Source organism: Shimia aestuarii, from assembly GCF_900114635.1.
GTDB classification, from domain to species: domain Bacteria; phylum Pseudomonadota; class Alphaproteobacteria; order Rhodobacterales; family Rhodobacteraceae; genus Shimia; species Shimia aestuarii.
Genome location: NZ_FOTQ01000004.1, coordinates 117937 through 143198, shown reverse-complemented (window position 1 = coordinate 143198; position 25262 = coordinate 117937). Strand labels below are relative to the sequence as shown.

Below are 25262 nucleotides of genomic sequence, written 5' to 3'. Positions count from 1 at the left end.
CGGGCATTCTGCCCCGCTTGCTGCTGAACAATAACTGACACAGGGGGCGCCCTTGCGGGCGATCCCGTCCTTGCCACCAGCGCTTTCACCCCGGCTCTCGGGACGCGGGCGCGGTCTAAAGAACAGGGAACCACATGGGACTATTCATACTTAGGCGGTTCGGAATGATGTTGCTCACGGCAATCTGCCTGACCTACATCGTTTTCTTCCTGACCAACCTGTACCCCAATCTTGAAAAACTGGCCAAGACCCAGGGCAACTTCCGCATGTCGGAAGAAGCCGTCGCCAGCTATCTCGGGGATCGCGGCTACCTTCAGCCCACCCCGATCAAGTACCTGCAATGGCTCGGAGTTCTGCCGGGCCACGCGATGACCAAGGAAGACGGATCCGTCGTCGGCAAATGTGTCCGCCCGGGCGTGGCGCCCGAGGATACCCCGCGTTACTGCGGCATCCTGCAGGGCGACTGGGGCTTTTCGACCGTGGCCAAGGAACCTGTTGCCAATGTTCTGGGCTCTCGTCTGGCCAATACAGGCAAGCTGATGTTCTGGGTCATGGTGGTCATGGTGCCCTCGGCCCTGATCATCGGCGTGTTGGCGGGCATGAACGAAGGCTCGCGCACCGACCGCACCCTGTCGACCGCCTCGATCCTGTCAACGGCAACACCTGAATATGTCTCCGGCGTGATCTTCATCGCGCTTCTGGCCTCAACCCGGAACGGGATTGGGCCGTGGCTGCACGAGATGGGGCTGATCGAGGGCAAGGCGCTTTTCAAGGGCACCGCAAAAACGGCGATGGACAAGGTGACCTTCGAGAATTTCACCCTGCCCGTGCTGACCGTAGCGCTTTACGGCATGGGCTATATCGCCCGCATGACACGCGCCTCCATGGCCGAGGTCATGACGGCACAGTATATCCGCACCGCGCGGCTCAAGGGCGTCAGCTTCCGCAATATCGTGATGAAACACGCGCTCCGGAACGCGCTGATCGCGCCCTTCACCGTCATCATGCTGCAGTTCCCATGGCTGCTCAACGGCGTGGTGATCGTGGAAACACTGTTCTCCTATACCGGCTTCGGCTGGCAGCTGGTGAACGCAGCCGGCAACAACGATATCGAGATGCTTCTCGCGGTCTCGGTGGTCTCGGTCTTCGTGGTTCTGGTCACGCAGCTGATCTCGGATATCGGCTACGTCTACCTCAACCCACGCATCCGGATTTCATAAGGGAGGGTCTGAGACATGGAACCACTTACCTGGACAGGCTCTTTCGGCGCAATCGTCGATCCGGTCTTCACCCTCGTCGCCTATATCTTCATCGCCGCCGTGGTGCTGCAGATCATCGGCTCATACCTCCTTCCGCCCGTGAGCGAAGTGATCAATGCCGATGGCACCATCGGGCGCGGAACAGGCCCAAACGCGATGATCGGCTTGGGCGTGAAATACAGCCTCCTGGCGCTGGTTGCGCTGGTGCTGCTTTACATCCTGGCCGGCATGTTCACGCCGCTTGGAACGGTTGGCATTGTCGGCGCGCTCGCCGCCCAGTTCGCCCCGGTCTGGATTGCCCTCGTGGTGACGTTCCTGCTGTCAATCACCTACAAGCGCAGGCTTGGGCTTTATGGCAAGCTGTTTGACAGCATGATCGGCATGATCGGTTTCGGCCTTCTGATGTTCTGGTTTTACACGGCGCTGTTTGTCGGGCTTTTCGACATGATCGCGGTGCATGACCCCCTGACCCAGCTCTCGGGCATGAAGAACAAGGTGCCGGGCACGCCATTGCGCAATCTCGAAGAAGGGGTCTATCCCTATTACCTTCTGGGTGGCGACAACCTTGCCCGCGACGTGTTCAGCCGCATGGTGCACGGGTCGGTCATCGTGATCGTGATTGCGCCCTTCGCGACACTGTTCGCCTTCATGGTCGGGATTACGCTGGGCCTTCCAGCGGGGTATTTCGGCGGCAAGCTCGACGCCTTCCTGTCGTTTCTTGCCAATCTCGTGCTGGCCTTCCCGGTAATCCTGCTGTTCTACCTTCTGGTGACACCGGAAATCGTGGCAACCGGCATCCCGAACTACATGGCCATGGTGCTTTTTGCCTTCCCGATCATCTTTGTCGGCGTATTGCTGAACTCGCGGTTCTACACCCGCCCCAAACTGCGCACGCCGCTTTTGTCAGCGATCCTGCTGGTGATGATCTGGCTCTATCTTTCAGCGATTTCCGCGCCGGGCACGGTGATCAACGTGCTGCCGGGCTTCATGGATCTCTTCAACATCAACTCAGGGATATTGGTGGTGTTCGTGTCGGTGGTCTTCGTGAACTCGCCCACGGTGTTCCGCATCGTGCGCGGGCTGGTGATGGACATACAGACCCGCGACTACGTCGCCGCCGCCCAGACCCGTGGCGAGGGTCCATGGTACATCATGCTGTGGGAGATCCTGCCCAATGCGCGCGGCCCTCTGATCGTCGATTTCTGCCTGCGTATCGGCTACACCACGATCCTTCTCGGGACACTGGGCTTCTTTGGCCTTGGCCTGCCGCCCGAAAGCCCGGACTGGGGGACCACGATCAACGATGGACGCAAGCTGTTGTCGATCTATCCGCACCCCGCGATCGTGCCGGCACTGTCCTTGCTGAGCCTTGTGCTGGGCCTGAACCTGCTGGCCGACGGCTTGCGCGAAGAAAGCCTGAGAGACTGATACCTTCGGTGGCCGGGGGGCCAGCCCCCCGGTCCCCCGGAGTATTTCAGGCAAAATGAAGACATACAGGGCGCATGCCCACCGCTCCAACAGGGAGAACGGAACATGAGCAAGTTGGCAGATTATGATGGCCCGATCCTTGAGATCGACAAGCTGTCCATCTCCTTTTTTACCCGCCTGCGCGAGATCCCCGCAGTGATGGATTTCTCGGTCCGGGTGCAACCGGGCGAGGCCGTGGGCCTTGTCGGGGAATCCGGTTGCGGCAAATCCACCGTGGCGCTGGGCGTCATGCAGGACCTAGGCAAGAACGGCAAGATCGTCGGCGGCACCATCAAGTTCAAGGGCCGCGATCTTTCGGAAATGAGCGCTGACGAGCTGCGCGACATTCGCGGCAACGAGATCGCCATGATCTATCAGGAGCCCATGGCCTCGCTGAACCCCGCGATGAAGATCGGCAAGCAGCTCATGGAAGTGCCGATGATCCACGAGGGGATCGGCGAAAAAGAGGCGCGGGACCGTGCACTCGAGGTGGTCACGGATGTGCGCCTGCCCGATCCGGAGCGGATGCTCAATTCCTTCCCGCACCAGCTTTCGGGCGGCCAGCAGCAGCGGATCGTGATCGCGATGGCGCTGATGTCCAAACCGGCGCTCCTGATCCTTGATGAACCCACCACCGCGCTTGATGTCACCGTCGAGGCGGCGGTCGTGGAACTGGTCAAGGATCTGGGCAAGAAATACGGCACGTCGATGCTCTTCATCTCGCACAATCTCGGCCTTGTGCTTGAAACCTGTGATCGCCTCTGTGTGATGTATTCCGGCGAAGCGGTCGAGCGCGGCTCGATCGAAGATGTGTTCGACAACATGCAGCACCCCTATACGCAGGCGCTGTTCCGATCTATCCCACTTCCCGGAGCGGACAAGAATGCGCGCCCGCTGGTGGCGATTCCGGGCAACTTCCCTTTGCCCCACGAACGCCCGCCGGGGTGTAACTTTGGCCCGCGCTGTGACTATTTCGAGGAAGGACGCTGTGATGCCCAGGACATTCCAATGGTGAATGTCAAAGGCTTCGAGCGCCATTCAACCCGTTGTCTTAAATCCGAGGAGATCGACTGGAACGCCCCGATCACCATGGGTGAGCAAAAGGAAAAGGCCGAGGTCGGCAAGGTTGTTCTCAAGATGGACAATCTCAAGAAATACTACGAAGTGGCGGCCAATGCCCTCTTTGGCGGCGGCGACAAGAAGGTGGTCAAGGCCAACGAAACCCTGTCCTTCGAGGCACGCGAATCCGAAACGCTGGCCATTGTCGGCGAGTCGGGGTGCGGCAAATCCACCTTTGCCAAGGTGCTGATGGGGTTGGAAACAGCCACCGACGGGCAAATCCTCCTTGATGGGAACAACATCGAACAAACCCCAATCCAGAAACGCGACACCAAGACGGTGGCCGACGTGCAGATGGTGTTCCAGAACCCGTTTGATACGCTGAACCCGTCGATGACCGTGGGCCGCCAGATCATGCGCGCCCTGGAAATCTTCGGCGTTGGAGAGTCCGAAGCCGACCGGCGTAAGCGCATGCTGGAACTGCTCGACCTCGTCAAACTGCCTCGCGCCTTTGCCGATCGCATGCCGCGCCAGCTTTCGGGCGGACAGAAACAGCGTGTCGGCATCGCCCGCGCCTTTGCGGGCGGGGCCCGCATCGTGGTGGCAGACGAGCCTGTCTCGGCGCTGGACGTGTCGGTGCAGGCCGCCGTGACCGACCTCTTGATGGAAATCCAGCGCGAGGAAAAAACCACGCTGCTCTTCATTTCCCATGACCTTTCCATCGTGCGTTATCTCAGCGATCGGGTCATGGTCATGTATCTTGGCCACGTGGTCGAGATGGGATCCACCGACCAGGTTTTTGCGCCCCCCTATCACCCTTATACCGAGGCGCTGCTCTCGGCGGTGCCGATTGCCGATACGTCCGTGGAGAAGGAGCACATCGTTCTTGAGGGCGACATTCCTTCGGCCATGAACCCGCCGCCGGGCTGCCCCTTCCAGACGCGCTGCCGCTGGAAATCCGAGGTGCCCGGGGGCCTGTGTGAGCAAGAGGTACCGCCCGTCCGCCAGCTCGCCGAAGGCCATCAGGTCAAATGCCACCTCGCGGATGATATTCTTGCGCGCATGACCCCAGTGATCAAGATCGCGGCCGAGTAACGCAAGGCCAACCGCTCAAAGCGCAAATGCCGTGCCATGCGTGCGGCAGTCGCGCGCTATGACCGCGTCCCAGAACCGGTCCTCAGCAAGAGAGCGCGCACCGAGGCGCCGGGCGATGCAGATGTTCCACGTCATCGTTCGGTGCAACCGGATTGGGCGCAGATCACCCTGGGCGACATGCTCGGCAAAGGTTTCAGCCATGCCGCCAACAACCATGGTGCTGGTCTGGCAAAGCGCGGCAAGAAACGCATAATCGTCACATTGCACCTGTGGCAGACGTCGCGTCTTTCCCCCTTCCGCCGCGTCGTCGTCCAGCATCGAGCTCAGCGCGGCCTGCCAGTGCTTGTGGAGAAATGGCGAGCCCAGAGGATATTCGCGCAACACGTCAGCCAGATGATGTGGACCATCCCGATGTAGGGGATGATTGCGACCGGCGACAAAAACAACCGGTCGCTTGTCCAGCACCTGTATCTCGATCTGGTCGGTCCATGGCGTATGCGTCAGATCGCCGACAAAGATGTCCAGTTCTCCGCGTTCCAGCTGGGCAATCGGTTCCTCTGCCGCACCAACCGTGATCTGGCTTTGAAGGTCGGGCATGTCCGACATCATATCGCTCAGGATCGGCGCGACGATGGTGCGGGTGGTCAGCGGTCCGCAGCCGATGACAAGCCTTGCCCCGCCACCATCAACCAACGCATCCGCCTTGTTGTGAAACCGTCCCAGATCATCCAACAGCCGCTCGGCCAGCGGCAGGAAGGCGCGCCCACTCGCCGTTAGCGCAAAGCCCATTCGGCCTCTTGTGAACAGGACCATGCCAAGCTCGTCCTCGGCACGTTGAACGATGCGCGACAGAGTGGCGTTTGACACCCCCAAAGCACGCGCACTGTCCTGAAGGCGACCTGTTTGCGCCAGGCTGAGGATTGCCTTCAAGGGAGTTTCGTCAATCATGGCCCGCCCTATCATTTCACTTTTTCTCTCGTTCCTTTCATAATGCGAAACAATTGCATCGGCAAATTGAGAGGTGGCGGCCCGAAAGCTAGGCTTCCATTCAAGTCGCCGAATGTGCGGCCCTTCATCAATTCATTCCACAGGATTCCGACATGCGACATATCTCATTGTCCAGTCTGATGCGCCCCTTGGCCGCCGGCCTTGGGCTGCTGGTGACATTCACCGTCTCAGCGCACGCACAGGACAAGCCGAACATCCTCGTCATCATGGCAGACGATGTTGGTTGGGCCAGCCTTGGCAGCTATCATCAAGGTGTCAAAAGCATCGAAACGCCCAACCTCGACACCCTGGCGGCACAGGGCACGCGCCTGACAGATTATTATGCCCAGCCTTCATGCACGGCCGGTCGGTCTGCCTTCATCACGGGGCAATTTCCGGTGCGCACCGGTATGCACACCGTGGGTTTGCCCGGCGATCCGGTCGGCCTTGCGCCCGAAGATCCAACCCTTGCCAACATGCTGAAATCACTGGGCTATACCACGGGCCAGTTCGGCAAGAACCATTTGGGGGATCAGAACCGCTTCCTGCCAACCAACAAGGGGTTCGACGAATATTGGGGCTGGCTCTATCACCTCAATGCGATGGAATACACGACCGACCCGGACTGGCCGGATGATCCGGAGTTCGCGGCCCAGTTTGGACCTCGCAACATCATCCACGCCTGGGCAACCGAGGAAGAGGACGAAACCGTCGATCCCCGGTGGGGCAAGGTCGGCAAACAACGTATCGTGGATGACGGCCCCGCCCCGCCCAAACGTCAGAAAACGCTCGAAGACGAAGTGACGGCCAAAACACTCGATTTCATAAACCGCGCCGTGGACAGCGAGACGCCGTTCTTTGTCTGGATGGCCCCGGCCCGCGCGCATGTCTGGACCCATCTCAGCCCGAAATACGAGGCGATGCTGGGGAACGGTCGCGGGCTTCAGGACGTCGTGATGAAGGAACTTGACGACAATGTCGGCAAGGTACTGGGACACCTGGACGAACTGGGCATCTCCGACAACACCCTTGTCGTTTTCACCTCGGACAATGGTCCCGAAACCATGACTTGGCCGGATGGCGGCACCACGCCCTTCCACGGCGAAAAAGGCACAACCTGGGAAGGCGGCTTCCGTGTTCCGGCCATCATCCGGTGGCCCGGCAAGGTGCCCGCGGGTGTCGTCGCCAATGGTATCTTTGACGGTCTGGACTGGATGCCCACCCTTGTCGCCGCCGCTGGTGGCCCCGAGGACCTGCCCGCGCGTCTGAAAGAGGGCTACGAAGGTTACAAGGTGCATCTCGACGGCTATAACCAGATGTCCTTCCTGACGGGTGAAACCGGCTCCAACCGGAACGAGATCATCTATTACGAAGGCACAAACCTGCAGGCGGTGCGCTATCGCGACTGGAAGGCGCATTTCGTGATCCAGGAAAAAGGCTGGGCCGGCCCCAAGGAAGAGCTGAACGCGCCGCTGTTGTTCAATCTCCGGCGCGACCCCTATGAAAAAGCGGCCGAGGAATCGGGCATGTATACCCGCTGGATGGGTAACAAGATGTGGGCCTTTGGCCCAGCGGCCCGGCTTGTGCAGGCGCATCTGGGCACCTTCGCGAATTTCCCCCCGCGCGGTTCCGCCGTCAAGAACGAGGCGCATGTTCAGGAACAGACTGCATCCGAAGGCGGCTTCTCGCAATAAGCCGCCCACCACTCCCAAAAAACGCGCCGCCCCTGCAAGGGGCGGCGCTTTTCCTTGCCAGAGTCCGCACTCCGGCCTAGCCTTCGCCCATGACCCGTTTTGCCCCCCTGCCCGAACCGCCCTATTACGCTGTCATCTTCACCGCGCAACGACGCGAGGGGGATCAGGGCTATGGCGCCATGGCAGACAGGATGGTGGAACTTGCCGCCGGCCAGCCGGGCTATATCGGCATCGAATCCACGCGCGACGCGGATGGCCTCGGCATCACCGTCAGCTATTGGCAGGACGAGGCCGCGCTTAAGGCCTGGAAACAGGTCTCCGAGCATCTTCTGGCACAAAAACTGGGCAAGACCCGCTGGTACGAGCATTACACCCTGCGCGTCGCCAAGGTCGAACGCGCCTATGACGGCCCCGAGGGGCGGTAGGATCAGCAGATCCTAGTCCTCAAGCAGGTGCTCATATTGCGCATCCGTCAGGGTTCTCAGAAACGCCACGATCGCGTCGATATCGCGCTCAGAAAGGGCTTCCCCTTCGGTTAGCTCTCCCACCGCCAGCGTCATGAACACCTCCGGCAGCGCCCACGGCTCACCGGTTTCCGGGTTGACCTGCCACTTGCGTCGCTTGGACTGGTACTTGTTGTAAAACCGGACCGCCGTGCGCAGGTCGGTGAACACGCCATTATGCATGTACGGCCCCGTCACCGCGACGTTGCGCAGGGTCGGCACCCGGAACCGACCAGCCTCTGCCGGATGATCAACACCCGGATTGTCCAGCAATCCCGCGTCCCGTCCGGCCCGCCCATGAGCGGCGCGCACGGCTTTGTTCACCGGAATACCGATATTGTGATACTCGAAGCTCGTGAAAATTTCGCCCGGATCATCAGCACGCGGAGATGACTGATGGCACAGGCTGCAATTCGTGGCCTCCGGGTCAAAGAACAAGTCCCGGCCCCGTTTTTCCTGACGGCTAAGCGTGGCCTCTCCTCGCAAAGAGCGGTCATACTTGCTGTCAAAGGGCGAAAACGGCTCCGTGCGCTCAAAGGCGGCAATGGCTTGCGTCATCGCCGCGAACCCGGTGTCCGGTGTGGTCAACACACCCGCCCCAAACGCTTCTTCAAAGGCCAGCACGTACTCCCGATCCGCCGCCAGCCGCGCCACGACCGCCGCCCGGTCCGGCATGGCCATTTCCAGCGGATTGAGCGGCGGTCCCCCGGCCTGCTCTTCCAGCGTCGCCGCCCGACCGTCATGAAACAGCCCGCCCACATAGCGCCCCGCCCCGTTGCGATGAAACGCGGGAACATGGGCCGCATAGCCCAGCGTCGGCGCATTTCGATCCCCAAGCGAAACCCCGTCATCCCCCAACGACACAGCCCGCCCCACGATGGTCTCGCGCGGATCGGTGAAGGCGTGCGCCGGGTCGTGACAGGTGGCACAGGATTGCGTTTCATTCAGCGACAGGCGCGTTTCAAAGAACAGCCGTTCCCCTAATGCCGCAAGACGGGCTTCGCGCGGCTCGGCCAGACCGTTTCCCACCAGCCCCAGCGCAAAAGCACTCAACAAGACAAACCCGCGCATCACCGCTCCTTCTCTGTCCGGAGCCGTTCTATCAGGTCCTGCAAAAGGGGAATTGATATCCGTCAAACGGCGCGTCAGAGCCCGAGGATCACACGCACGTAATTCTGGGTTTCCTTGTAGGGCGGCACGCCGCCATATTTTGTCACCGCTTCCGGCCCCGCGTTATACGCCGCCAACGCAAGCCGCCACGAACCGAACTTGCGGTATTGCTGGCTGAGATAGCGCGCGCCACCCTCAAGGTTCTGCTGCGGGTCCAGAGGGTCCACCCTCAGAACCCTTGCCGTCTCGGGCATCAGCTGCGCCAGCCCCAGCGCGCCCTTGTGCGATTTGGCCGAAGCGTTCCAGCCGGATTCCTGCTGAACCAGTTTCAGGAATAGATCCACTGGCACCCCATGCAGCGCCGCTGCCTGCCGCGCCATGGCCAGATAGGGGCCGTTGTACTTTCCCTTGAAACGCCCATCACCCCATTTCGAGGGGGTATAAACCGGCTTGGGTTTGAGACGTACCGAGTTCTTGTATTGCTCAGACGCCCGCCCATCCAGAAGCTTGGTCTGGTTCTTGAACAGCCGCGCCTGCGACTTGGTTGAAAACGCGCTCTGCGCCAGCGCCGGAGACGCTGCCAGCAAGGCTGCAACCACTATACCACTCACTTTCCACGACATGACTTTGTCTGTCCCACCCGTGTTTTGCGGTGATTTATAACATTTTATCGGGAAATTTCCAGATCAACCGCACGGCCCCTGCGCCCTATGGCCGAAATTCGCCACGGCAATTGCGCGGCCAAAGGGGTTTTCCACAAGAATCGACTTCCCATTTGGCAGGGGCAATGGTGTATGGTGCCCTGAACAAAGCAATACAGATTCCGAGGGAGACAGGCGCATGGCCGGATCGGTGAACAAGGTAATTCTCGTGGGCAACCTGGGGCGCGACCCCGAGGTGCGCAGCTTCCAGAACGGCGGCAAGGTCTGCAATCTGCGCATTGCCACCTCTGAGACATGGAAAGACCGCAACACCGGCGAACGCCGCGAACGGACCGAGTGGCACTCCGTGGCCATTTTCCAGGAAGGGCTCGTGCGCGTGGCCGAGCAATACCTGCGCAAAGGTTCCAAGGTTTACATCGAAGGCCAGCTTCAGACCCGCAAATGGCAGGACCAGTCCGGTCAGGACCGTTATTCGACCGAAGTTGTTCTGCAGGGCTTCGGCGGCACGCTGGTCATGCTCGACGGGCGCAGTGGCGGCGGCGATCAGGGCGGCTATGGCGGCGGTTCGCAGGGCGGCTACGACCAGGGCAACTATGGCGGCGGCTACGATCAGGGCGGCGGGAATTTTGGCGGCGGCAACCAGGGTGGCTCGGCCCCCTCGCGCGACCTTGACGACGAAATCCCGTTCTAAGCGGACCTGACACATGACCGGTTTTCCCGATTTCGCGGCGGCGCTGCAGGCGCGTCTTGTCACCTATTGCGCCATCGACAGCCAAAGTGACGAAAACGCGACAACGCAACCCAGCACCGCGATTCAGCTCGACATGTCCCGGCATCTCGTGGCCGAGCTGGAGCGGATCGGGGCATCGGACATCACCCTGACCCCCTATGGCGCGGTCCTCGCCACGGTGCCCGCCACCGTGGCCGACGCGCCAACCATCGGCTTTTGCGCCCATGTCGATACCGCGCCCCAGTTTAACGCGACCGGGGTGAAACCACGCGTGCATGCGAATTGGGACGGGTCCGACATCACCTACCCGGACGCGCCCGATCTGGTGCTCAGCCCCTCCAAATCGGACTACCTTGCCTCCAAGGTCGGGGATGACATCATCACGGCTTCCGGCCTGACGCTGCTTGGCGCGGATGACAAGGCCGGCGTGGCGATCATCATGACCATGGCCGAGTACCTGCTTACCACACCGGGCCTCGAACATGGCAAGGTGCGGCTTGCCTTCACGCCGGACGAAGAGATCGGGCGCGGTGTCGATCCACAACTTCCCACCGATTTCGATGTCGATTTCGCCTATACGCTCGACGGCGCCCGCGTGGGCGAGATCGAGTTCGAAGGCTTTTCCGCCGACGGCGCCTTGGTCAAGGTAACAGGCGTGTCCGCCCATCCCGGCTATGCCAAGGACAAGCTGGTCAATGCGCTGCACGTCGCCGCGCATATCGTGGCCGATCTCGACAAGCCCGGCGAAACCCCCGAAACCACGTCCGATCGTGAAGGCTTCATCCATGTCTACGGGCTCGAAGGCGGCTCGGCCGAGGCCGAGATTCGCTTCATCCTGCGTGATTTCGAACGCGAAGGCCTCGACGCCCGCCGCACCCGCCTCAAGAATGCCTGCGCCGCTGCCGAGGCCGCCTTCCCCGGCGCAACCGTGACCTGCGAGATCACCAAGCAATACCGCAACATGCGCTACTGGCTCGAAGAGGACATGACCCCGGTCGACATTGCCCAAGATGCCTATCGCGCCGAAGGGATAACGCCTAAGCCGGGGATCATCCGGGGCGGCACCGACGGCTCGCGCCTGACCGAACTGGGCGTGCCCTGCCCCAACCTCTTCACCGGCATGCAGGACATTCACGGCCCGCTTGAATGGATCAGCGTTCAGGACATGGTGCTTTCGACCCGGATCTGTGCCCAGCTCGTTCAGATCGCCGCCAAGCACGGCTGACACAGCTTTCCATGACCAAAAAAAACGCCGGAGGATCATTCCTCCGGCGTTTTTGTATTGCAACCGCCCGCTTCAGCGGGCCCGCCAGCCTGTTCCCTCGATGGGAACAGGCTCGCGCCTTTGGTTCAGCTTTCGTCCCCAAACCCATAGGTTTCGGTGACATAGTCGATATCCTTGTCACCCCGCCCCGACAGGTTGATCAGGATCGACTTGCCCGGATGGTTCTTTGCTTCGCGCATGGCAAAGGCCACCGCATGCGCGCTTTCCAGCGCCGGGATGATGCCTTCATGGCGCGACAACGCATAAAACGCGTTCAGCGCCTCCTTGTCATCCGCGGCCACGTAATTCGCCTTGCCGGTCCGGTAAAGATGCGCATGCTCCGGCCCGACACCGGGGTAATCCAGCCCCGAGGCCACCGTGTGCACCGGCGCAGGTTCGCCGTTTTCGTCCTTGAGCAGCATGGTGCGGAAACCGTGAATGTCACCGTCTTCGCCATAGGTGATCGTCGCCGCGTGATCGCCCAGCTTGGACGACGTGCCAAGCGGCTCAACCCCGTAAAGCGCCACGTCCTCGTCCTCGATGAACCCGGCAAAGATGCCCATCGCGTTCGATCCGCCCCCGACACAGGCCGCCACGATATCGGGCAGGTTCCCGGTCATCTCAAGGAACTGCTCGCGCGCCTCGATGCCCACTATATGCTGGAAATCCCGCACCATCATCGGGAAGGGATGCGGCCCCACCACCGAACCGATTGCAAACAGCGCCGTGTCGGCCTGAGGCACATAAGACTGGAACGCCGAATCCACCGCTTCCTTGAGCGACCGCCCACCAAAGCCCACCGGCACCACTTCGGCACCCAGCAGCTTCATCCGCGTGACGTTCGGCGCTTCCTTGGCGATGTCGATCTCGCCCATGTGGATTTCGCATTCCATGCCGAAATAGGCCGCCGCCGTGGCCAGCGCCACGCCATGCTGCCCGGCGCCGGTTTCCGCCATCAGCTTGGTCTTACCCATATGCTTGGCGAGCAAGGCTTCGGCCATGCAATGGTTGAGCTTGTGCGCCCCGGTATGGTTCAGGTCTTCGCGCTTGGCATAGATCTGCGCGCCCCCGGACATGTCACTCAGGTTCCGCAGATACGAAACCGGCGTCGGCCGCCCCTGGAAATGCTTTCGCACGTAACGCAGGTCTCGAATGTACTCTGCCGAGTTCGAAATCTTGGCATAGGCCTCGGCGATCTCCTTGAAATGCGGCTCCAGAACCGGCGGCAGCATCGCGCCACCATACTCCCCGAAATAGCCTTCCGCGTTCGGTGTCGATTTCAAATAAGATGACATTCAGCTTCTCCCAAAAATTCAGTCCACGGCACTTTGACTGTTTTTTGGGCAACCGTGATAAGACGTTTTGACGCGGTCGCCCAAGGGGCCACCGCGAGCACCTCAGCAGCGCGCCAGCTCTTCCCGCAGCAAGGTCAGGACCGTCTCGCGCGGCACATCCGCCGTCACGAAGGCCTCGCCAATCCCGCGCGCCAGAATGAAACGCAACTGCCCGTCGACCACCTTCTTATCCTGCCCCATCAGGTCAAGAAGCACTTCGGCCTCCGGCAAGTCGCCGGGAATATCCTTGAGATCGACCTTCATGCCCATTTCGGACAGATGCTGACGCACCCGGCTCGGATCTTCCTGCGAACACAGGCCCAGCCGATACGAAAGCTCGAACGCCAGCGCACAGCCAATCGCCACGCCCTCACCATGCAAGAGCCGGTCGCCATAGCCAGTTGCCGCTTCCAGCGCGTGACAGAAAGTATGGCCAAGGTTCAACAGCGCCCGATCCCCCTGTTCGGTCTCGTCGCGCATCACGATCTCGGCCTTCATCTCGCAGGAGCGTTTCACCGCCGCGATCCGCGCGCCCATGTCACCCGCCGCCAGTGCAGGCCCCTGCTCTTCAAGCCACTCGAAGAAATTGCTATCCCCCAGCAGCCCGTATTTCACCACCTCGCCGTACCCGGCAAGGAAATCGCGCGGCGTCAGTGTGCCCAGCACCTCGGTATCCGCCAGCACCAGCGTGGGCTGATGAAACGCCCCGATCAGGTTCTTGCCCTGCGGCGCGTTGATCCCGGTCTTGCCCCCCACCGAACTGTCGACCTGCGCCAGAAGGCTCGTCGGGATCTGTACAAAGCCCACGCCCCGACGCAAAACCGACGCCGCAAATCCCGTGAGATCGCCTATCACCCCGCCGCCAAGCGCAACCACGAGGTCACGCCGCTCAACCTTCTGCTCCAGCAGCCATTCCACCGTGCGCTCAAAATGCGGCCAGCTTTTGGTGCTTTCGCCCGCGGGCAGCACAATCGCCTCGCAGGCAATCCCTTCTGCAGCCAGTCCCGCCCGCAAGCCCTCAAGATGCAGTGCGGCGACATTCTCATCGGTGACAACACAGACCTGCTTGCGCTTGAGAAACGGCGCGATCAGCGCGCCGGACCGCGCCAGAAGCCCCGGCCCGATGTGAATGTCATAGGCGCGCCCCTCTAGGCCGACATGCACCGTTTCCATCATGCGTCATTCTCCACCAAAACATCCGGGCGCGTCTTCAGCGCCTCAATCACCCGCTCTGCGGTCTGTTCAATTGAAAACCCGGCCTGCGTGGCGACGGGCAACTCCGCCAGCTGGTAAAACGGCACCCGCGCGGCAAAAATCTCTTCCAGCGTCTTGCGCGGGTTCGATGTACGCAACAGTGGGCGCGTGTCCTTGTGCCTGACCCGGGTCCACAACAGGTCCACATCCGCATTCAACCAGACCGCCACGCCCTTCTCGGCAATCATCGCCCGGTTGCCCTCGGCGAGGTAGGCCCCGCCCCCGGTCGACAGGATGCAGCGTTCGCTTTCCAGCAGTCGTTCGATCACCTGGCTTTCCTTGGCGCGGAAAAACGGCTCGCCATCGCGGGCGAATATTTCGGCGATGGTCATGTTGGCGGCTTTCTCGATCTCGGCATCCGAATCCAGAAACGCCACGCCCAGCTTGGCGGCCAGAGCGCGCCCTACGGCGGTTTTTCCGGCGCCCATCATGCCGACAAGCACAACCGTCTTTTTCAATTCATAGCCCATGAACCGCCCATCACTGACCCCTGATCGGCCAAGCCTCGCTCATATTTCACGATTTCGCACTGAATGACGTGATCTTGGCCAAAAGGCCAGTTATATGTTGGAAAAAAATGGGCAGGAAAATTGAGGGCAATCATGGGCAAACTGATCCGTGCAATTCTGGGACTGGTACTGTTGGCGATCATCGCCCTTGTGGCCTATGCCTATATCGGCCCGATCTTCGGCGCCGATTTCTCGGCGCCCCAAAGCGAAACGCGCATTCCCGTGGAACTGCATGGTAACTAAGCCCATCCTGCTCGCGGCGCTGGCCGCGCTTGTCCCTGTCACTCCGCTCTTGGCCGAGGACGCTCCGCTCTCGGCCATCGAATGGCTGAACCCAACCCCAACGGTGACGCTCGACATGGGCCTGCCCATTGCCGAGCCCCCGGTGAGCGAAGGCGTCGCCACGCCTGCCATCGACGTCACGTCGCTTGATCAGGAAGGGCGCGATTCGGTCGGTCTCCTGCCGTCCTCGGTGACCGGCCTGCCCAGCACGCTCTGGTCCAATTCCAACGCATCGCGTCTGGCCGACATGGTTCATGACCAGCGCGCCGAGGTCGTTCCTGCGATGCAGGCGCTGCTCTACACCCTGCTTCTGGCCGAGGCCAATGCACCGCTTGACGCCGGAACGGCCAATGAATTGCTTCTGGCCCGCGTAGACAAGTTGGTCGAAATGGGTGCCTTGGAACAGGCCGCCGCCCTGCTCGAGCGTGCAGGCCCCGACACGCCGTCACTCTTTGCCCGCTGGTTCGACGTGACACTTCTGATGGGAGAAGAAAATGCCGCCTGCGAGGCGTTGACCGCGGCACCGCACCTCGCCCCGGGGTACGGCGCACGTATCTTCTGTACCGCCCGCGCGGGCGATTGGCGCGCCGCGGCCCTGACGCTCGACACCGCCAAGGCGCTGGGCCTCATTTCCGAGGAAATGGACGCCCTCTTGCTGCGCTTCCTCGATCCTGATCTCTTTGAAGGTGAACCTCTGCTGGTCGCGGCCACCACCCCGAGCCCACTCAAGTTCCGCCTCTACGAAGCCATCGGCGAGGGCCAGACCACCACCACCCTGCCGCGCCCCTATGCCCATGCCGATCTGCGCGATACCGCTGGCTGGAAAGCCCAGCTCGAGGCCGCCGAACGGCTGGCCCGCACCTCCGCCCTGCATGAAAACCGCCTTCTCGGAATCTACACCGAACGTAAACCGGCCGCGTCGGGCATGATCTGGGACCGGGTCTCGGCCCTTCAGGCGTTTGACCGCGCCATGACCAACCGCGATGCCGGACGCGTTGCGGAAACCCTGCCCGGCGCATGGGCGGCAATGCAGCAGGTGCATCTGGAAACCCCCTTTGCCCGGCTTTACGGCAGCGCCCTGCTCACGCTCCCCTTGCAGGGCGTGACCGCCCGACAGGCCCGCGACATCGCGCTCTTGTCCGCCGAATACGAACGTGCCGCCCATGCCGGACCGCGCGATTTCCTCGCTGGTCTCGCGCTGGGTATGCCGCCCCGCCTGCCCCAGGACCGCACGCACCGTGCCATTGCCGATGCCTGGCACGGCGCAGGTGTACCACAGGAAATCTCGACCATGCTCGCACGGGGGCAACTGGGCGAAGCCATCCTGCACGCCATGGCGCTCATGGATGACGGGGCCGCGGGCGATCTTGGCGCCCTAACCGAGGCGCTGGCCACCCTGCGCGCCGTCGGTCTCGAAGACACGGCCCGGCGCGCCGCCCTGCAGGTGGCGCTGCTCGATACACGGGGGTGATGCATGGACAACCTGAACTGGATATCGACCTTTCTTGACGCTCAGGCCGCCGACCTCGGCGCGGCCCGGAACACGCAGCTGGCCTATGCCCGCGACCTGCGCGCCTTTTCCGACTGGGCCAAGGGCAAGGGTCTGGATTTCGCCGCGATCCAGCGCAGCGACATCGAAGCTTACCTCGTCGCCTGTGACGCCGAAGGGCTGGCCCAATCCACCCGCGCCCGCCGCCTCTCCGCGATCAAACAACTCTATCGTTTCGCCTTCGAAGAAGGCTGGCGCAACGACAACCCCGCGATCCAGATCAAGGGGCCGGGCCGGTCCAAACGTTTGCCAAAGACGCTCGATGTGCTTGAGGTCGATCGCCTGATCGACGCGGCCCGCACCACGGGCCGCTCCGAAACCGACCGCCTGCGCAACACTTGCCTGATGCAACTCCTTTATGCCACGGGCATGCGCGTCACCGAGCTCGTAAGCCTGCCGGTCTCCGCCGCGCGCGGCGATCCACGTATGCTGCTGGTCATGGGCAAAGGCTCCAAAGAGCGCATGGTGCCGCTCTCGCCCCCCGCGCGGACGGCGCTCGCGGCATGGCTCAAAACCCGCGATGCCGCCGAAGACGCGCGCCGGGCCGATGGGCACGCACCGTCGCGCTTCCTCTTCCCCTCGCGCGGCAAATCCGGCCACCTGACCCGACATCGTTTCTACATGCTGATCAAGGAGCTGGCGGTCGCGGGTGGTGTTTCCCCGGACAAGGTCACGCCCCACACCCTGCGCCACGCTTTTGCGACACACCTTCTGGCCAACGGCGCCGATCTGCGCGCCATCCAGACGCTTCTGGGCCATGCCGACGTGGCCACGACCGAGATTTACACCCACGTCCTTGATGAACGCTTGCGCGATCTGGTGCTGGAAAATCACCCGCTGGCACGTGACAGCGACGACAACTGACCCCCCAGCCCCTTGATTGCGCCCCCGCCTGCCCCCATAACCCAAATGGAACCAACGGGTCAGGACCATGGACGCAACCACCGCCACTCTCGACAGCTCATTCTGGATCAGCGCCGGCGCCATCGCCGGGCTTCTGATCCTCTCGGCCTTCTTTTCAGGCAGCGAAACCGCACTCACCGCCGCCTCGCGCGGCAAGCTGCGCACACAGGCCGACCGGGGCAACCGCGGTGCGCAAAAGGCGCTTGATATCACCGAGGACAATGAACGCCTGATCGGCTCCGTTCTTCTGGGCAACAACCTCGTCAATATCCTTGCTGCCTCGCTGGCCACCGCGCTCTTTACCCGCGCCTTCGGCGAAAGCGGCGTCGCGCTGGCCACGCTGGTGATGACACTGCTCGTGCTGATCTTTGCCGAGGTGCTGCCCAAAACCTATGCCATCACCGCCCCCGAAACCGCCGCCTCGCGCGTCGCCGGAACGATCGGCATCGTGGTGCGCGTCTTCGCCCCCGTGGTCTCGGCCGTGCGCCTCTTGGTGCGCGGCGTGCTGCGCGTGTTCGGCGTGCAGACTGATCCCGACAGCCATATCCTTGCTGTGCGCGAGGAGATCGCTGGCGCGATCCAGCTTGGCCATTCCGAAGGCATCGTCGAAAAGGAAGACCGCGACCGTATCCTTGGCGCGCTGGACCTCTCCGAACGCGCCGTCGAAGAGATCATGTTGCACCGCTCCGGCATCGAGATGATCGACGCCGACAGCGACCCCGCCGACGTGCTCGCACAGTGTCTCGAAAGCAACTACACCCGCTTGCCGGTCTTCAAGGACGAGCCCGAAAACATCATTGGCGTGGTCCACGCCAAGGATCTCCTGCGCGGCATGCACCGCCAGATTGCCGACGCCGAAGGCAGCCTTGCCGACCTGACCAATTTCGACATCACCAAGGTCGCCAAGAAACCCTATTTCGTGCCCGAAACCACCTCGCTCGACGACCAGATGCGCCAGTTCCTGCGCCGCCGCTCGCATTTTGCGCTCGTGGTGGATGAATACGGTTCACTGCAGGGGCTGATCACGCTGGAAGACATTCTCGAAGAGATCGTGGGCGAGATCACCGACGAATTTGACCCCGACGCAGAACACCCAATCGGCAAATCCGAGGACGGCCAGTTCCTGATCGAGGGCGCCATGACCATCCGCGATCTCAACCGCGCCACCGACTGGAACCTGCCTGATGACGAGGCCAACACCATTGCCGGTCTGGTCATCCACGAAGCCCAGATGATCCCCACCGTGGGGCAGGTCTTCTCCTTCCACGGCTTCCGCTTCGAAGTCACCGGGCGCAAGGACAACCGGATCACCCATCTCAAGATCCGACCCCTCTGAGCGATACCGCAAGCGCGGGATTTGGGTATTTATGACCATTGAGAAACAGCACGTCTGTCCTTCTCAATGGTCCTCAAATACCCTGGGGGGGGGGCACAGCGTGCTGTGACGGGGCAACGCCCCCTGATGGGCGGCCCAACAAAATTTGATAACATGTGCAATATTACACCTTGCTCCAACAGGCATTCGGTTCCACACACGAAACCGTACCCATCGGAGCGGGCCCATGCACAATCTCCAAGGCATCTTTCTCGTGATCGGCGCGATGCTCGGCTTCACGCTGGGGGATGTTTTTGTGAAACAGCTTTCGTCCACCCATGCAACGGGCCAGATCCTGTTTGCCATGGGCGGAATTTCCGCCCTGATCTTTGCCGCCATTGCCCGCGTCCGGGGCGCGCGCCTCCTGCAACGCGCGGCGTGGCAGCCGCTCCTGGTGCTGCGTGCCGTTGCCGACGGCGGCGCGGCGATGTTTTTTACCTCTGCCCTGGCACGGGTCGACCTCTCCACCGTCGCCGCCGTGTTTCAGACCCTGCCACTGGTCATCACACTCGGTGCCGCCCTGTTCTTGAAAGAAACCGTCGGCTGGCGCCGCTGGAGCGCCGTGATAGTCGGCTTCTGCGGTGTCCTTCTGATCATCCGCCCCGGTTTCGAAGGGTTCGATCCTGACACACTCCTGGTTCTTGGCGCCGTCGCCCTGATCGCCACCCGTGACCTGATCACCCGCCGCGCGGATGTCGCGGTGTCGTCCTACGTCCTCGCTGTTCAGGGCATGGGCGCGCTCAGCATTGCCGGGGTGATCCTTCTGGTCCTGTCGCCGCGTAGCCTCGCGCCGATGGACATCCCCGAACTTGGTTTTCTTGCCGGAGCCGTCATCTTCAATACCTTGGGCTACTGGGGCATCGTGATCGCGATGCGCATCGGCGAAGCCTCGGTCGTGGCCCCATTCCGCTACACCCGCCTCGTCTTCTCGGTCATGGGCGGCATCCTGGTGTTTGGCGAACGCCCCAACCCGCTGACCATGACCGGGGCCGCGCTGATCATCGGGTCCGGCCTCTATACCTTCCTGCGTGAACGACACCACAAACAGTCCCGCACCCCTGCCAGGACTCAGTCCAGCTCGGCTGGAAAGGCCACCCAGAACGTCGCGCCGCCGTCATCGTTGTTGAAATAGCCGATCTGGCCCTTCATATCCTGCGTCATGCGCCTCGAAATCGCCAACCCAAGCCCGGTCCCCTGCACCGATCGCTTGTCCGACGAATTCGCCTGGGCAAACCTTTGGAAAATCCTGCCTTCCAATTCCTTGGGCACGCCGGGCCCCCGGTCCTGCACCGACACGCGCACCCATCCGGGCGCCAATGAGACCCGTATCGTGATACAGGCTTCGGGTGGTGAGATTTTCGACGCGTTCGACTGCAGGTTCGTCAGGATCTGCAGAAACCGTCCCCTGTCCGCGACAATCTCGACACCCTCCGCACGAGGACTCACGTCGGTCTCCACCTTCTGTCCGGGCTTCAGGTAACCGGCCATGTTCCCGATCGCCTCCCTCACCGCCTCGGCAACCCTGAACTGCTCATTGTAATAGCTCAGCTCTCCTGCCTCCAACGACTTGAAGTCCAGCAGCTCGTTCACAAGCCGCAGCAGCGTATCACACCCCCGCTCGGCAACCGCCATCAGCTCTTTCATTTTCGGGCTCATCTCGCCAATCGCCCCCGAATTGGCAAGCCGGATCACCCCGGCGATCGAGGTCAGCGGCGTGCGCAACTCGTGGCTCACCGTGGCAAGGAACTCGTCCTTCTGCAGTTCCGCCTGAACGCGCTCGGTAATGTCCGAGCACTGGAACAGGAACCGCACTTCGTCCTCCTTGTTCACGAACCTGACACCGCGGACCATGGCATGTTTGCGATCGCCATTCTTGCACAGCAGCTCTGTTTCAAAGGTGATTTCCTTGGACTTGCCGTTGTAGAAATCCTGTTTCCTGCGCACCTCGTCCGGGTCCATGTCGAACCACACAAGCTTCATCAGGCTCATCCCCAGAACCTCGTTGGGCGCATAGCCCAGCATCTCGGCAAAAAGCGCGTTGCAGTCCTGCAATCGCGCCTTGGGACAGAACACCGCAATCCCGACCGGCGAATGATTCAGCATCAGCCGGTTGCGCTGGTCGGTTTCCTTCGCAATCCGCCGGATCGTTTGTTCTGCCGTCACATCGGTATGTGTCCCGGCAAGCACGAGCGGATGACCATTGTCATCGCGCTTGATGATATGGGCGTTCGACTCGATCCAGACCCAATGCCCGTCCGCATGGCGGATGCGATAGGTGTTCCGGTTTTCCGAATCCTGCCCGGCAAGGAACGCGGCATCGCGTTCAAACAAACGTTCAAGGTCGTCCGGATGCATGCGCGCATGCCATTCTCGCTGCGGTTCAATATCCGCATCCGGTTCTATCCCGAGCATGGTTTTCCAAGTTGGCGACACCTGCGATTTCCCGGTTTCCAGGTCGACACTGAACAGCCCGACGCCGGACGAGGCCAGAATCTTGCAGATTGTCGACCGTTCCATGAAGTCGCCAAATCCGTCGTCGCCACCTCTGCGCGGGTTTGCCGACGCACAGGTTGTGGAGGCGGGGTTCCGGTCATCGTTCCTGCCGTCAGCCATCCCAATTCCTTTCCCGTGCGATCGGATCGGATCACCCACCGCACAGTTGCAACCCCCGGCCCTGTCCCTCAATGCTAACAAAATCTTAAGTTGCATCAACAGGCAATCACTCAACACAAGGAATATTCACGCAACTGTTCCCCAACCGCCCCAAACGGGCACGCAGGATCGCAGCGGTGCCATCATGTCACTGTCAGCGCTAACGACCAGAAAAACAGGCCGTTAGCGCTATCAGCCCCGGTTTACATTCTCTCCGCCCCTGCTATAGCTGCGCGCAACACACTGGCCATTTCAGGGACCTCAAAGATGAGCACCATTATCGACATCCACGCCCGCGAAATTCTCGACAGCCGGGGCAACCCAACCGTCGAAGTCGACGTGATCCTCGAAGACGGCACCATGGGCCGCGCTGCAGTGCCTTCGGGCGCCTCGACCGGCGCACATGAGGCCGTGGAAAAGCGGGACGGCGACAAGAGTCGTTACATGGGCAAAGGCGTGCTGGAAGCGGTCGCCGCGGTCAACGGCGAGATCGCCGAAGAACTGGTGGGCATGGACGTGACCGAACAGGTCGCCATCGACATGGCCATGATCGAACTTGACGGCACCCCCAACAAGGGCCGTCTTGGTGCCAACGCCATTCTCGGCGTCTCGATGGCTTGCGCCAAGGCTGCGGCCGATTTCACCGCGCAGCCGCTCTTCCGCTATGTCGGCGGCACCTCGGCTCGTGTCCTGCCGGTGCCGATGATGAACATCATCAACGGCGGCGAACATGCCGACAACCCGATCGACATCCAGGAATTCATGATCATGCCCGTTTCGGCCGCGAATATCCGCGAAGCCGTTCGCATGGGCTCGGAAGTCTTCCACACCCTGAAAAAAGAACTCACCGCCGCCGGTCACAACACCGGTCTGGGCGACGAAGGCGGCTTTGCCCCCAACCTGGAATCGACCCGCGCCGCGCTCGACCTGATCCTCACCTCTATCGAAAAGGCCGGCTACAAACCGGGCGAAGACATCTACCTTGCCCTCGATTGTGCCTCGACCGAGTATTACAAGAACGGCAAATACGAAATGACCGGCGAAGGCAAATCGCTGACCTCGGAAGAAAACGCCGATTACCTCGCCCAGCTCTGCGCCGATTATCCGATCATCTCGATCGAAGACGGCATGAGCGAAGATGATTGGGAAGGCTGGAAAATCCTGACCGACAAGATCGGCGACAAGGTCCAGCTGGTGGGTGACGACCTCTTCGTGACCAACCCCGTGCGCCTTGCCGACGGCATCGCACAGGGCGTGGCCAACTCGATGCTGGTCAAGGTGAACCAGATCGGCTCGCTGAGTGAAACGCTGAAAGCTGTCGATATGGCGCACCGCGCGCGCTACACCAACGTGATGAGCCACCGCTCGGGCGAAACCGAAGACGCCACCATCGCCGACCTTGCCGTCGCCACCAACTGCGGCCAGATCAAGACCGGTTCGCTCGCGCGTTCGGACCGGCTCGCCAAGTACAACCAGTTGATCCGCATCGAGGAATTGCTCGGCGAGACCGCGGAGTATGCCGGTCGTTCGATCCTGAAGTGATCTCGGCGCCAGCGCGACACATTCAACCCCCGCGCCCTTCGCGCGGGGTTTTTTCACCCCACACCTCTGACGCATCCACGTCACAGGGATCTGATCTGTTCCGGCCTTATTGTTCCGTCGCTCCGCGCAACCGGGCATAGTCCTCGGAGTCGTAAAATGCCCGCGCCCGGGACATCGACGTGAAACGGACAACCATGCCCCCCGATCCGGGCGCCCGGCACGCACTTGCCGCGCCGTCCGTATCCTGGAAATGTCCATCAAAGGCCGCAACAACCGGCCGGGAACTCTCAACAAACCTGTCAAATGCAGCACTCCCCTCATGTCGTGGGCGCGCCACCATAAACACATAGCTCATCGCAATGCCTTTCACCAAATACGGGCGCCATCCTACACGAACGCGCGGCATTTTTCAGCAATTGGTTGCGCAACACCGGGCCAGGACGTTAAAATACTGAAAAATCAAACGGATACACACAATGACCCCTGCCAAGACCATGACCGCCCGCGAGGTTATCGATCACCTTAACCTTTCACCGCACCCCGAAGGCGGCCATTACCGCCAGACGTGGATCGCCGCCGCCCCCCGCGACGTTCGCCCATCGGGCACAGCGATCTACTTTCTTCTGGCCGAAGGCGAGGTTTCCCATTGGCACAGGGTCGACGCGACCGAGATCTGGCATTTCCATGCCGGGGCGCCTCTGGTGCTTTCCATGGCCGAGACCGAAACTGGTCCGGCCCAAGACCATCTCCTCGGGCCCGACCTCGCCGCAGGCCAGTCCCCGCAGCTGATCGTGCCGCCCCACCACTGGCAAGCTGCACGCAGCACAGGCGCCTGGACACTTGTCGGATGCACCGTTTCCCCCGGTTTCCGCTTCGAAGGATTCGAACTGGCCGCACCGGGGTTTGATATCCCGCGCTAGGCGGTCTCCGGCCGGCTCACGGTCCCGCCGCCAACCAGCGCCCGCACGCCCGTGGTCGACGGACAACTTGTCGCCAGCCCCCGCGCCACGCGCACCGCCAGATAGGCAAAGGCCTGCGCCTCGAGCATATCCCCGTCCAACCCGACCTCTTCGACCGGGGCCACCGGGCAATCCAACGACACTGCCAGCATTTCCATGAGCACCGGGTTGTGCCGTCCGCCCCCCGTCACCAGGACCTGCTCAGGCGGCACCGGACAATGCTCCATGCCCTGCGCCACGGCGGCGGCACACATCGCCGTCATGGTCGCCGCCGCATCTTCATCCGACAACTCACTGACCAGTTCGATCATTTCCGAAAAGTCGTTCCTGTCCAGTGACTTGGGCGGCATTCTCGCGAAATACCCCTCGGCCAGAAACAGCTCCAAAGCGCCGGTCGCCACCTTTCCACGCGCGGCGATCTTTCCGCCCTCGTCAAAGGCAAGCCCCCGCCGCTGCCGCAACAGATCGTTGAGTGGCGCATTTGCCGGCCCGGTGTCAAAGGCCAGCAACGCGCCCTCGTCCTCCGGCTTGGCCTTGCCCGGGTCTACCCAGGTGATATTCCCTACGCCCCCAAGGTTCAGAAACGCCACCGGCTTGACTGCCCCGATCCACTTGGCACAGGCAAAATGAAAGAACGGTGCAAGCGGCGCGCCCTCTCCGCCCATTTCCACGTCCGCCGACCGGAAATCCCAGACCACCGGCACCCCCAGCGCCTCGGCCAGCGCCTGCCCGTCACCCACCTGCAACGTGCCCCGTCCGCGCGGTTCATGCGCCAGCGTCTGTCCGTGAAACCCGACCAGCTCGATATCCTCAAACCCGGCCAGCGCTTCGGTATGGGCCCTGTCCACCACGGCAGTGGCCGCCTCAACCTCCGGCCCGGCCCATTTCCCCAGCGCGGCCATCAACACCGCCTGCTCTTCCTTTGAATAGGCCCTGTACCCATGCGCCCCGAACGCGTGAATTGCCGCGCCGTCGGTCTCTACGACCGCCGCGTCCACCCCGTCCAAAGAGGTGCCCGACATGGCCCCCAAAGCACGCACAACCGCCTCTGTTCTCTTGGCCTTCAACATGGC

The 25262-nt window shown here is 61.8% G+C and carries 23 protein-coding genes; 14 read left to right on the top strand and 9 right to left on the bottom strand.

The window, feature by feature from the left end; translation table 11 throughout:
- Nucleotides 1-134 precede the first annotated feature (134 nt).
- From BMZ35_RS11685 to BMZ35_RS11675, 3 genes are all read left to right on the top strand, one after another.
- Nucleotides 135-1220, top strand: a complete 1086-nt coding sequence (locus BMZ35_RS11685) for an ABC transporter permease (protein ID WP_093094033.1) — start codon at nt 135-137, stop codon at nt 1218-1220.
- A gap of 15 nt (nt 1221-1235) precedes the next feature.
- Nucleotides 1236-2687: an ABC transporter permease gene (locus tag BMZ35_RS11680; protein ID WP_093094032.1), complete on the top strand. Its 1452-nt coding sequence runs from the start codon at nt 1236-1238 to the stop codon at nt 2685-2687.
- A 105-nt stretch (nt 2688-2792) separates the two neighbouring features.
- On the top strand, nt 2793-4880 hold the full coding sequence (locus BMZ35_RS11675; RefSeq protein ID WP_093094031.1) for a dipeptide ABC transporter ATP-binding protein: 2088 nt from the start codon (nt 2793-2795) through the stop codon (nt 4878-4880).
- 15 nt (nt 4881-4895) lie between these two features.
- On the opposite strand, the gene BMZ35_RS11670 is transcribed toward BMZ35_RS11675, so the two are convergent.
- Nucleotides 4896-5828, bottom strand: coding sequence for a LysR family transcriptional regulator (locus tag BMZ35_RS11670; RefSeq protein ID WP_165610066.1), 933 nt, complete (start codon nt 5826-5828; stop codon nt 4896-4898).
- Between the two features lie 152 nt (nt 5829-5980).
- Between BMZ35_RS11670 and BMZ35_RS11665 the strand changes: the two genes are divergently transcribed.
- Nucleotides 5981-7561 (top strand): arylsulfatase, encoded by a 1581-nt coding sequence (locus BMZ35_RS11665; RefSeq protein ID WP_242654774.1) that lies wholly within the window; start codon nt 5981-5983, stop codon nt 7559-7561.
- An 89-nt stretch (nt 7562-7650) separates the two neighbouring features.
- Nucleotides 7651-7986, top strand: coding sequence for an antibiotic biosynthesis monooxygenase family protein (locus BMZ35_RS11660; RefSeq protein ID WP_093094028.1), 336 nt, complete (start codon nt 7651-7653; stop codon nt 7984-7986).
- A 12-nt stretch (nt 7987-7998) separates the two neighbouring features.
- Here the strand turns inward: BMZ35_RS11660 and BMZ35_RS11655 are convergent, their stop codons facing one another.
- Together BMZ35_RS11655 and BMZ35_RS11650 are read right to left on the bottom strand one after the other, a co-directional pair.
- Nucleotides 7999-9135, bottom strand: a complete 1137-nt coding sequence (locus BMZ35_RS11655) for a cytochrome-c peroxidase (RefSeq protein WP_093094027.1) — start codon at nt 9133-9135, stop codon at nt 7999-8001.
- A 74-nt stretch (nt 9136-9209) separates the two neighbouring features.
- Nucleotides 9210-9797: a lytic transglycosylase domain-containing protein gene (locus BMZ35_RS11650; RefSeq protein WP_093094026.1), complete on the bottom strand. Its 588-nt coding sequence runs from the start codon at nt 9795-9797 to the stop codon at nt 9210-9212.
- Between the two features lie 217 nt (nt 9798-10014).
- Between BMZ35_RS11650 and ssb the strand changes: the two genes are divergently transcribed.
- Complete coding sequence (gene ssb / locus BMZ35_RS11645) at nt 10015-10527, top strand: single-stranded DNA-binding protein (RefSeq protein WP_093094025.1); 513 nt, start codon at nt 10015-10017, stop codon at nt 10525-10527.
- A 13-nt stretch (nt 10528-10540) separates the two neighbouring features.
- A complete protein-coding gene (gene pepT / locus BMZ35_RS11640) occupies nt 10541-11791 on the top strand; it encodes a peptidase T (protein WP_093094024.1) in 1251 nt (416 codons plus the stop codon).
- Nucleotides 11792-11916: 125 nt separating this feature from the next.
- Here pepT and trpB read toward each other — a convergent pair whose 3' ends face one another.
- The 3 genes from trpB to BMZ35_RS11625 form a co-directional block, all read right to left on the bottom strand.
- Entirely contained in the window at nt 11917-13125 is a 1209-nt protein-coding gene (gene trpB / locus BMZ35_RS11635) for a tryptophan synthase subunit beta (RefSeq protein ID WP_093094023.1), read from the bottom strand.
- 102 nt (nt 13126-13227) lie between these two features.
- Nucleotides 13228-14340 (bottom strand): 3-dehydroquinate synthase, encoded by a 1113-nt coding sequence (aroB, locus tag BMZ35_RS11630; protein ID WP_093094022.1) that lies wholly within the window; start codon nt 14338-14340, stop codon nt 13228-13230.
- A complete protein-coding gene (locus BMZ35_RS11625; RefSeq protein ID WP_093094021.1) occupies nt 14337-14888 on the bottom strand; it encodes a shikimate kinase in 552 nt (183 codons plus the stop codon). Before BMZ35_RS11625 ends, aroB begins: the two co-directional genes overlap by 4 nt.
- 132 nt (nt 14889-15020) lie before the next feature.
- Here BMZ35_RS11625 and BMZ35_RS20930 point away from each other — a divergent pair, with 132 nt between their 5' ends.
- The 5 genes from BMZ35_RS20930 (at nt 15021) to BMZ35_RS11605 (ending at nt 20168) form a co-directional block, all read left to right on the top strand.
- Nucleotides 15021-15170, top strand: coding sequence for a hypothetical protein (locus tag BMZ35_RS20930; protein WP_165610065.1), 150 nt, complete (start codon nt 15021-15023; stop codon nt 15168-15170).
- A complete protein-coding gene (locus tag BMZ35_RS11620; protein ID WP_242654773.1) occupies nt 15160-16680 on the top strand; it encodes a hypothetical protein in 1521 nt (506 codons plus the stop codon). The genes BMZ35_RS20930 and BMZ35_RS11620 overlap by 11 nt, the downstream gene beginning before the upstream one ends.
- 3 nt (nt 16681-16683) lie before the next feature.
- A complete protein-coding gene (locus BMZ35_RS11615) occupies nt 16684-17622 on the top strand; it encodes a site-specific tyrosine recombinase XerD (protein ID WP_093094020.1) in 939 nt (312 codons plus the stop codon).
- Between the two features lie 67 nt (nt 17623-17689).
- A complete protein-coding gene (locus BMZ35_RS11610; RefSeq protein WP_093094019.1) occupies nt 17690-18997 on the top strand; it encodes an HlyC/CorC family transporter in 1308 nt (435 codons plus the stop codon).
- Nucleotides 18998-19223: 226 nt separating this feature from the next.
- A complete protein-coding gene (locus BMZ35_RS11605; RefSeq protein ID WP_093094018.1) occupies nt 19224-20168 on the top strand; it encodes a DMT family transporter in 945 nt (314 codons plus the stop codon).
- Here the strand turns inward: BMZ35_RS11605 and BMZ35_RS11600 are convergent.
- A complete protein-coding gene (locus BMZ35_RS11600) occupies nt 20105-21649 on the bottom strand; it encodes a PAS domain-containing sensor histidine kinase (protein WP_165610064.1) in 1545 nt (514 codons plus the stop codon). The two genes, BMZ35_RS11605 and BMZ35_RS11600, sit on opposite strands and share 64 nt — an antisense overlap.
- Nucleotides 21650-21955: 306 nt before the next feature.
- Here BMZ35_RS11600 and eno point away from each other — a divergent pair, with 306 nt between their 5' ends.
- Entirely contained in the window at nt 21956-23230 is a 1275-nt protein-coding gene (gene eno, locus BMZ35_RS11595) for a phosphopyruvate hydratase (RefSeq protein ID WP_093094016.1), read from the top strand.
- A gap of 106 nt (nt 23231-23336) precedes the next feature.
- Here eno and BMZ35_RS21305 read toward each other — a convergent pair whose 3' ends face one another.
- Nucleotides 23337-23570: a DUF1330 domain-containing protein gene (locus tag BMZ35_RS21305; RefSeq protein ID WP_423227760.1), complete on the bottom strand. Its 234-nt coding sequence runs from the start codon at nt 23568-23570 to the stop codon at nt 23337-23339.
- A 136-nt stretch (nt 23571-23706) separates the two neighbouring features.
- Between BMZ35_RS21305 and BMZ35_RS11585 the strand changes: the two genes are divergently transcribed.
- A complete protein-coding gene (locus BMZ35_RS11585; protein ID WP_423227756.1) occupies nt 23707-24150 on the top strand; it encodes a cupin domain-containing protein in 444 nt (147 codons plus the stop codon).
- Here the strand turns inward: BMZ35_RS11585 and BMZ35_RS11580 are convergent.
- Nucleotides 24147-25259, bottom strand: a complete 1113-nt coding sequence (locus BMZ35_RS11580; protein ID WP_093094014.1) for an anhydro-N-acetylmuramic acid kinase — start codon at nt 25257-25259, stop codon at nt 24147-24149. The two genes, BMZ35_RS11585 and BMZ35_RS11580, sit on opposite strands and share 4 nt — an antisense overlap.
- Between the last annotated feature and the right edge of the window lie 3 nt (nt 25260-25262).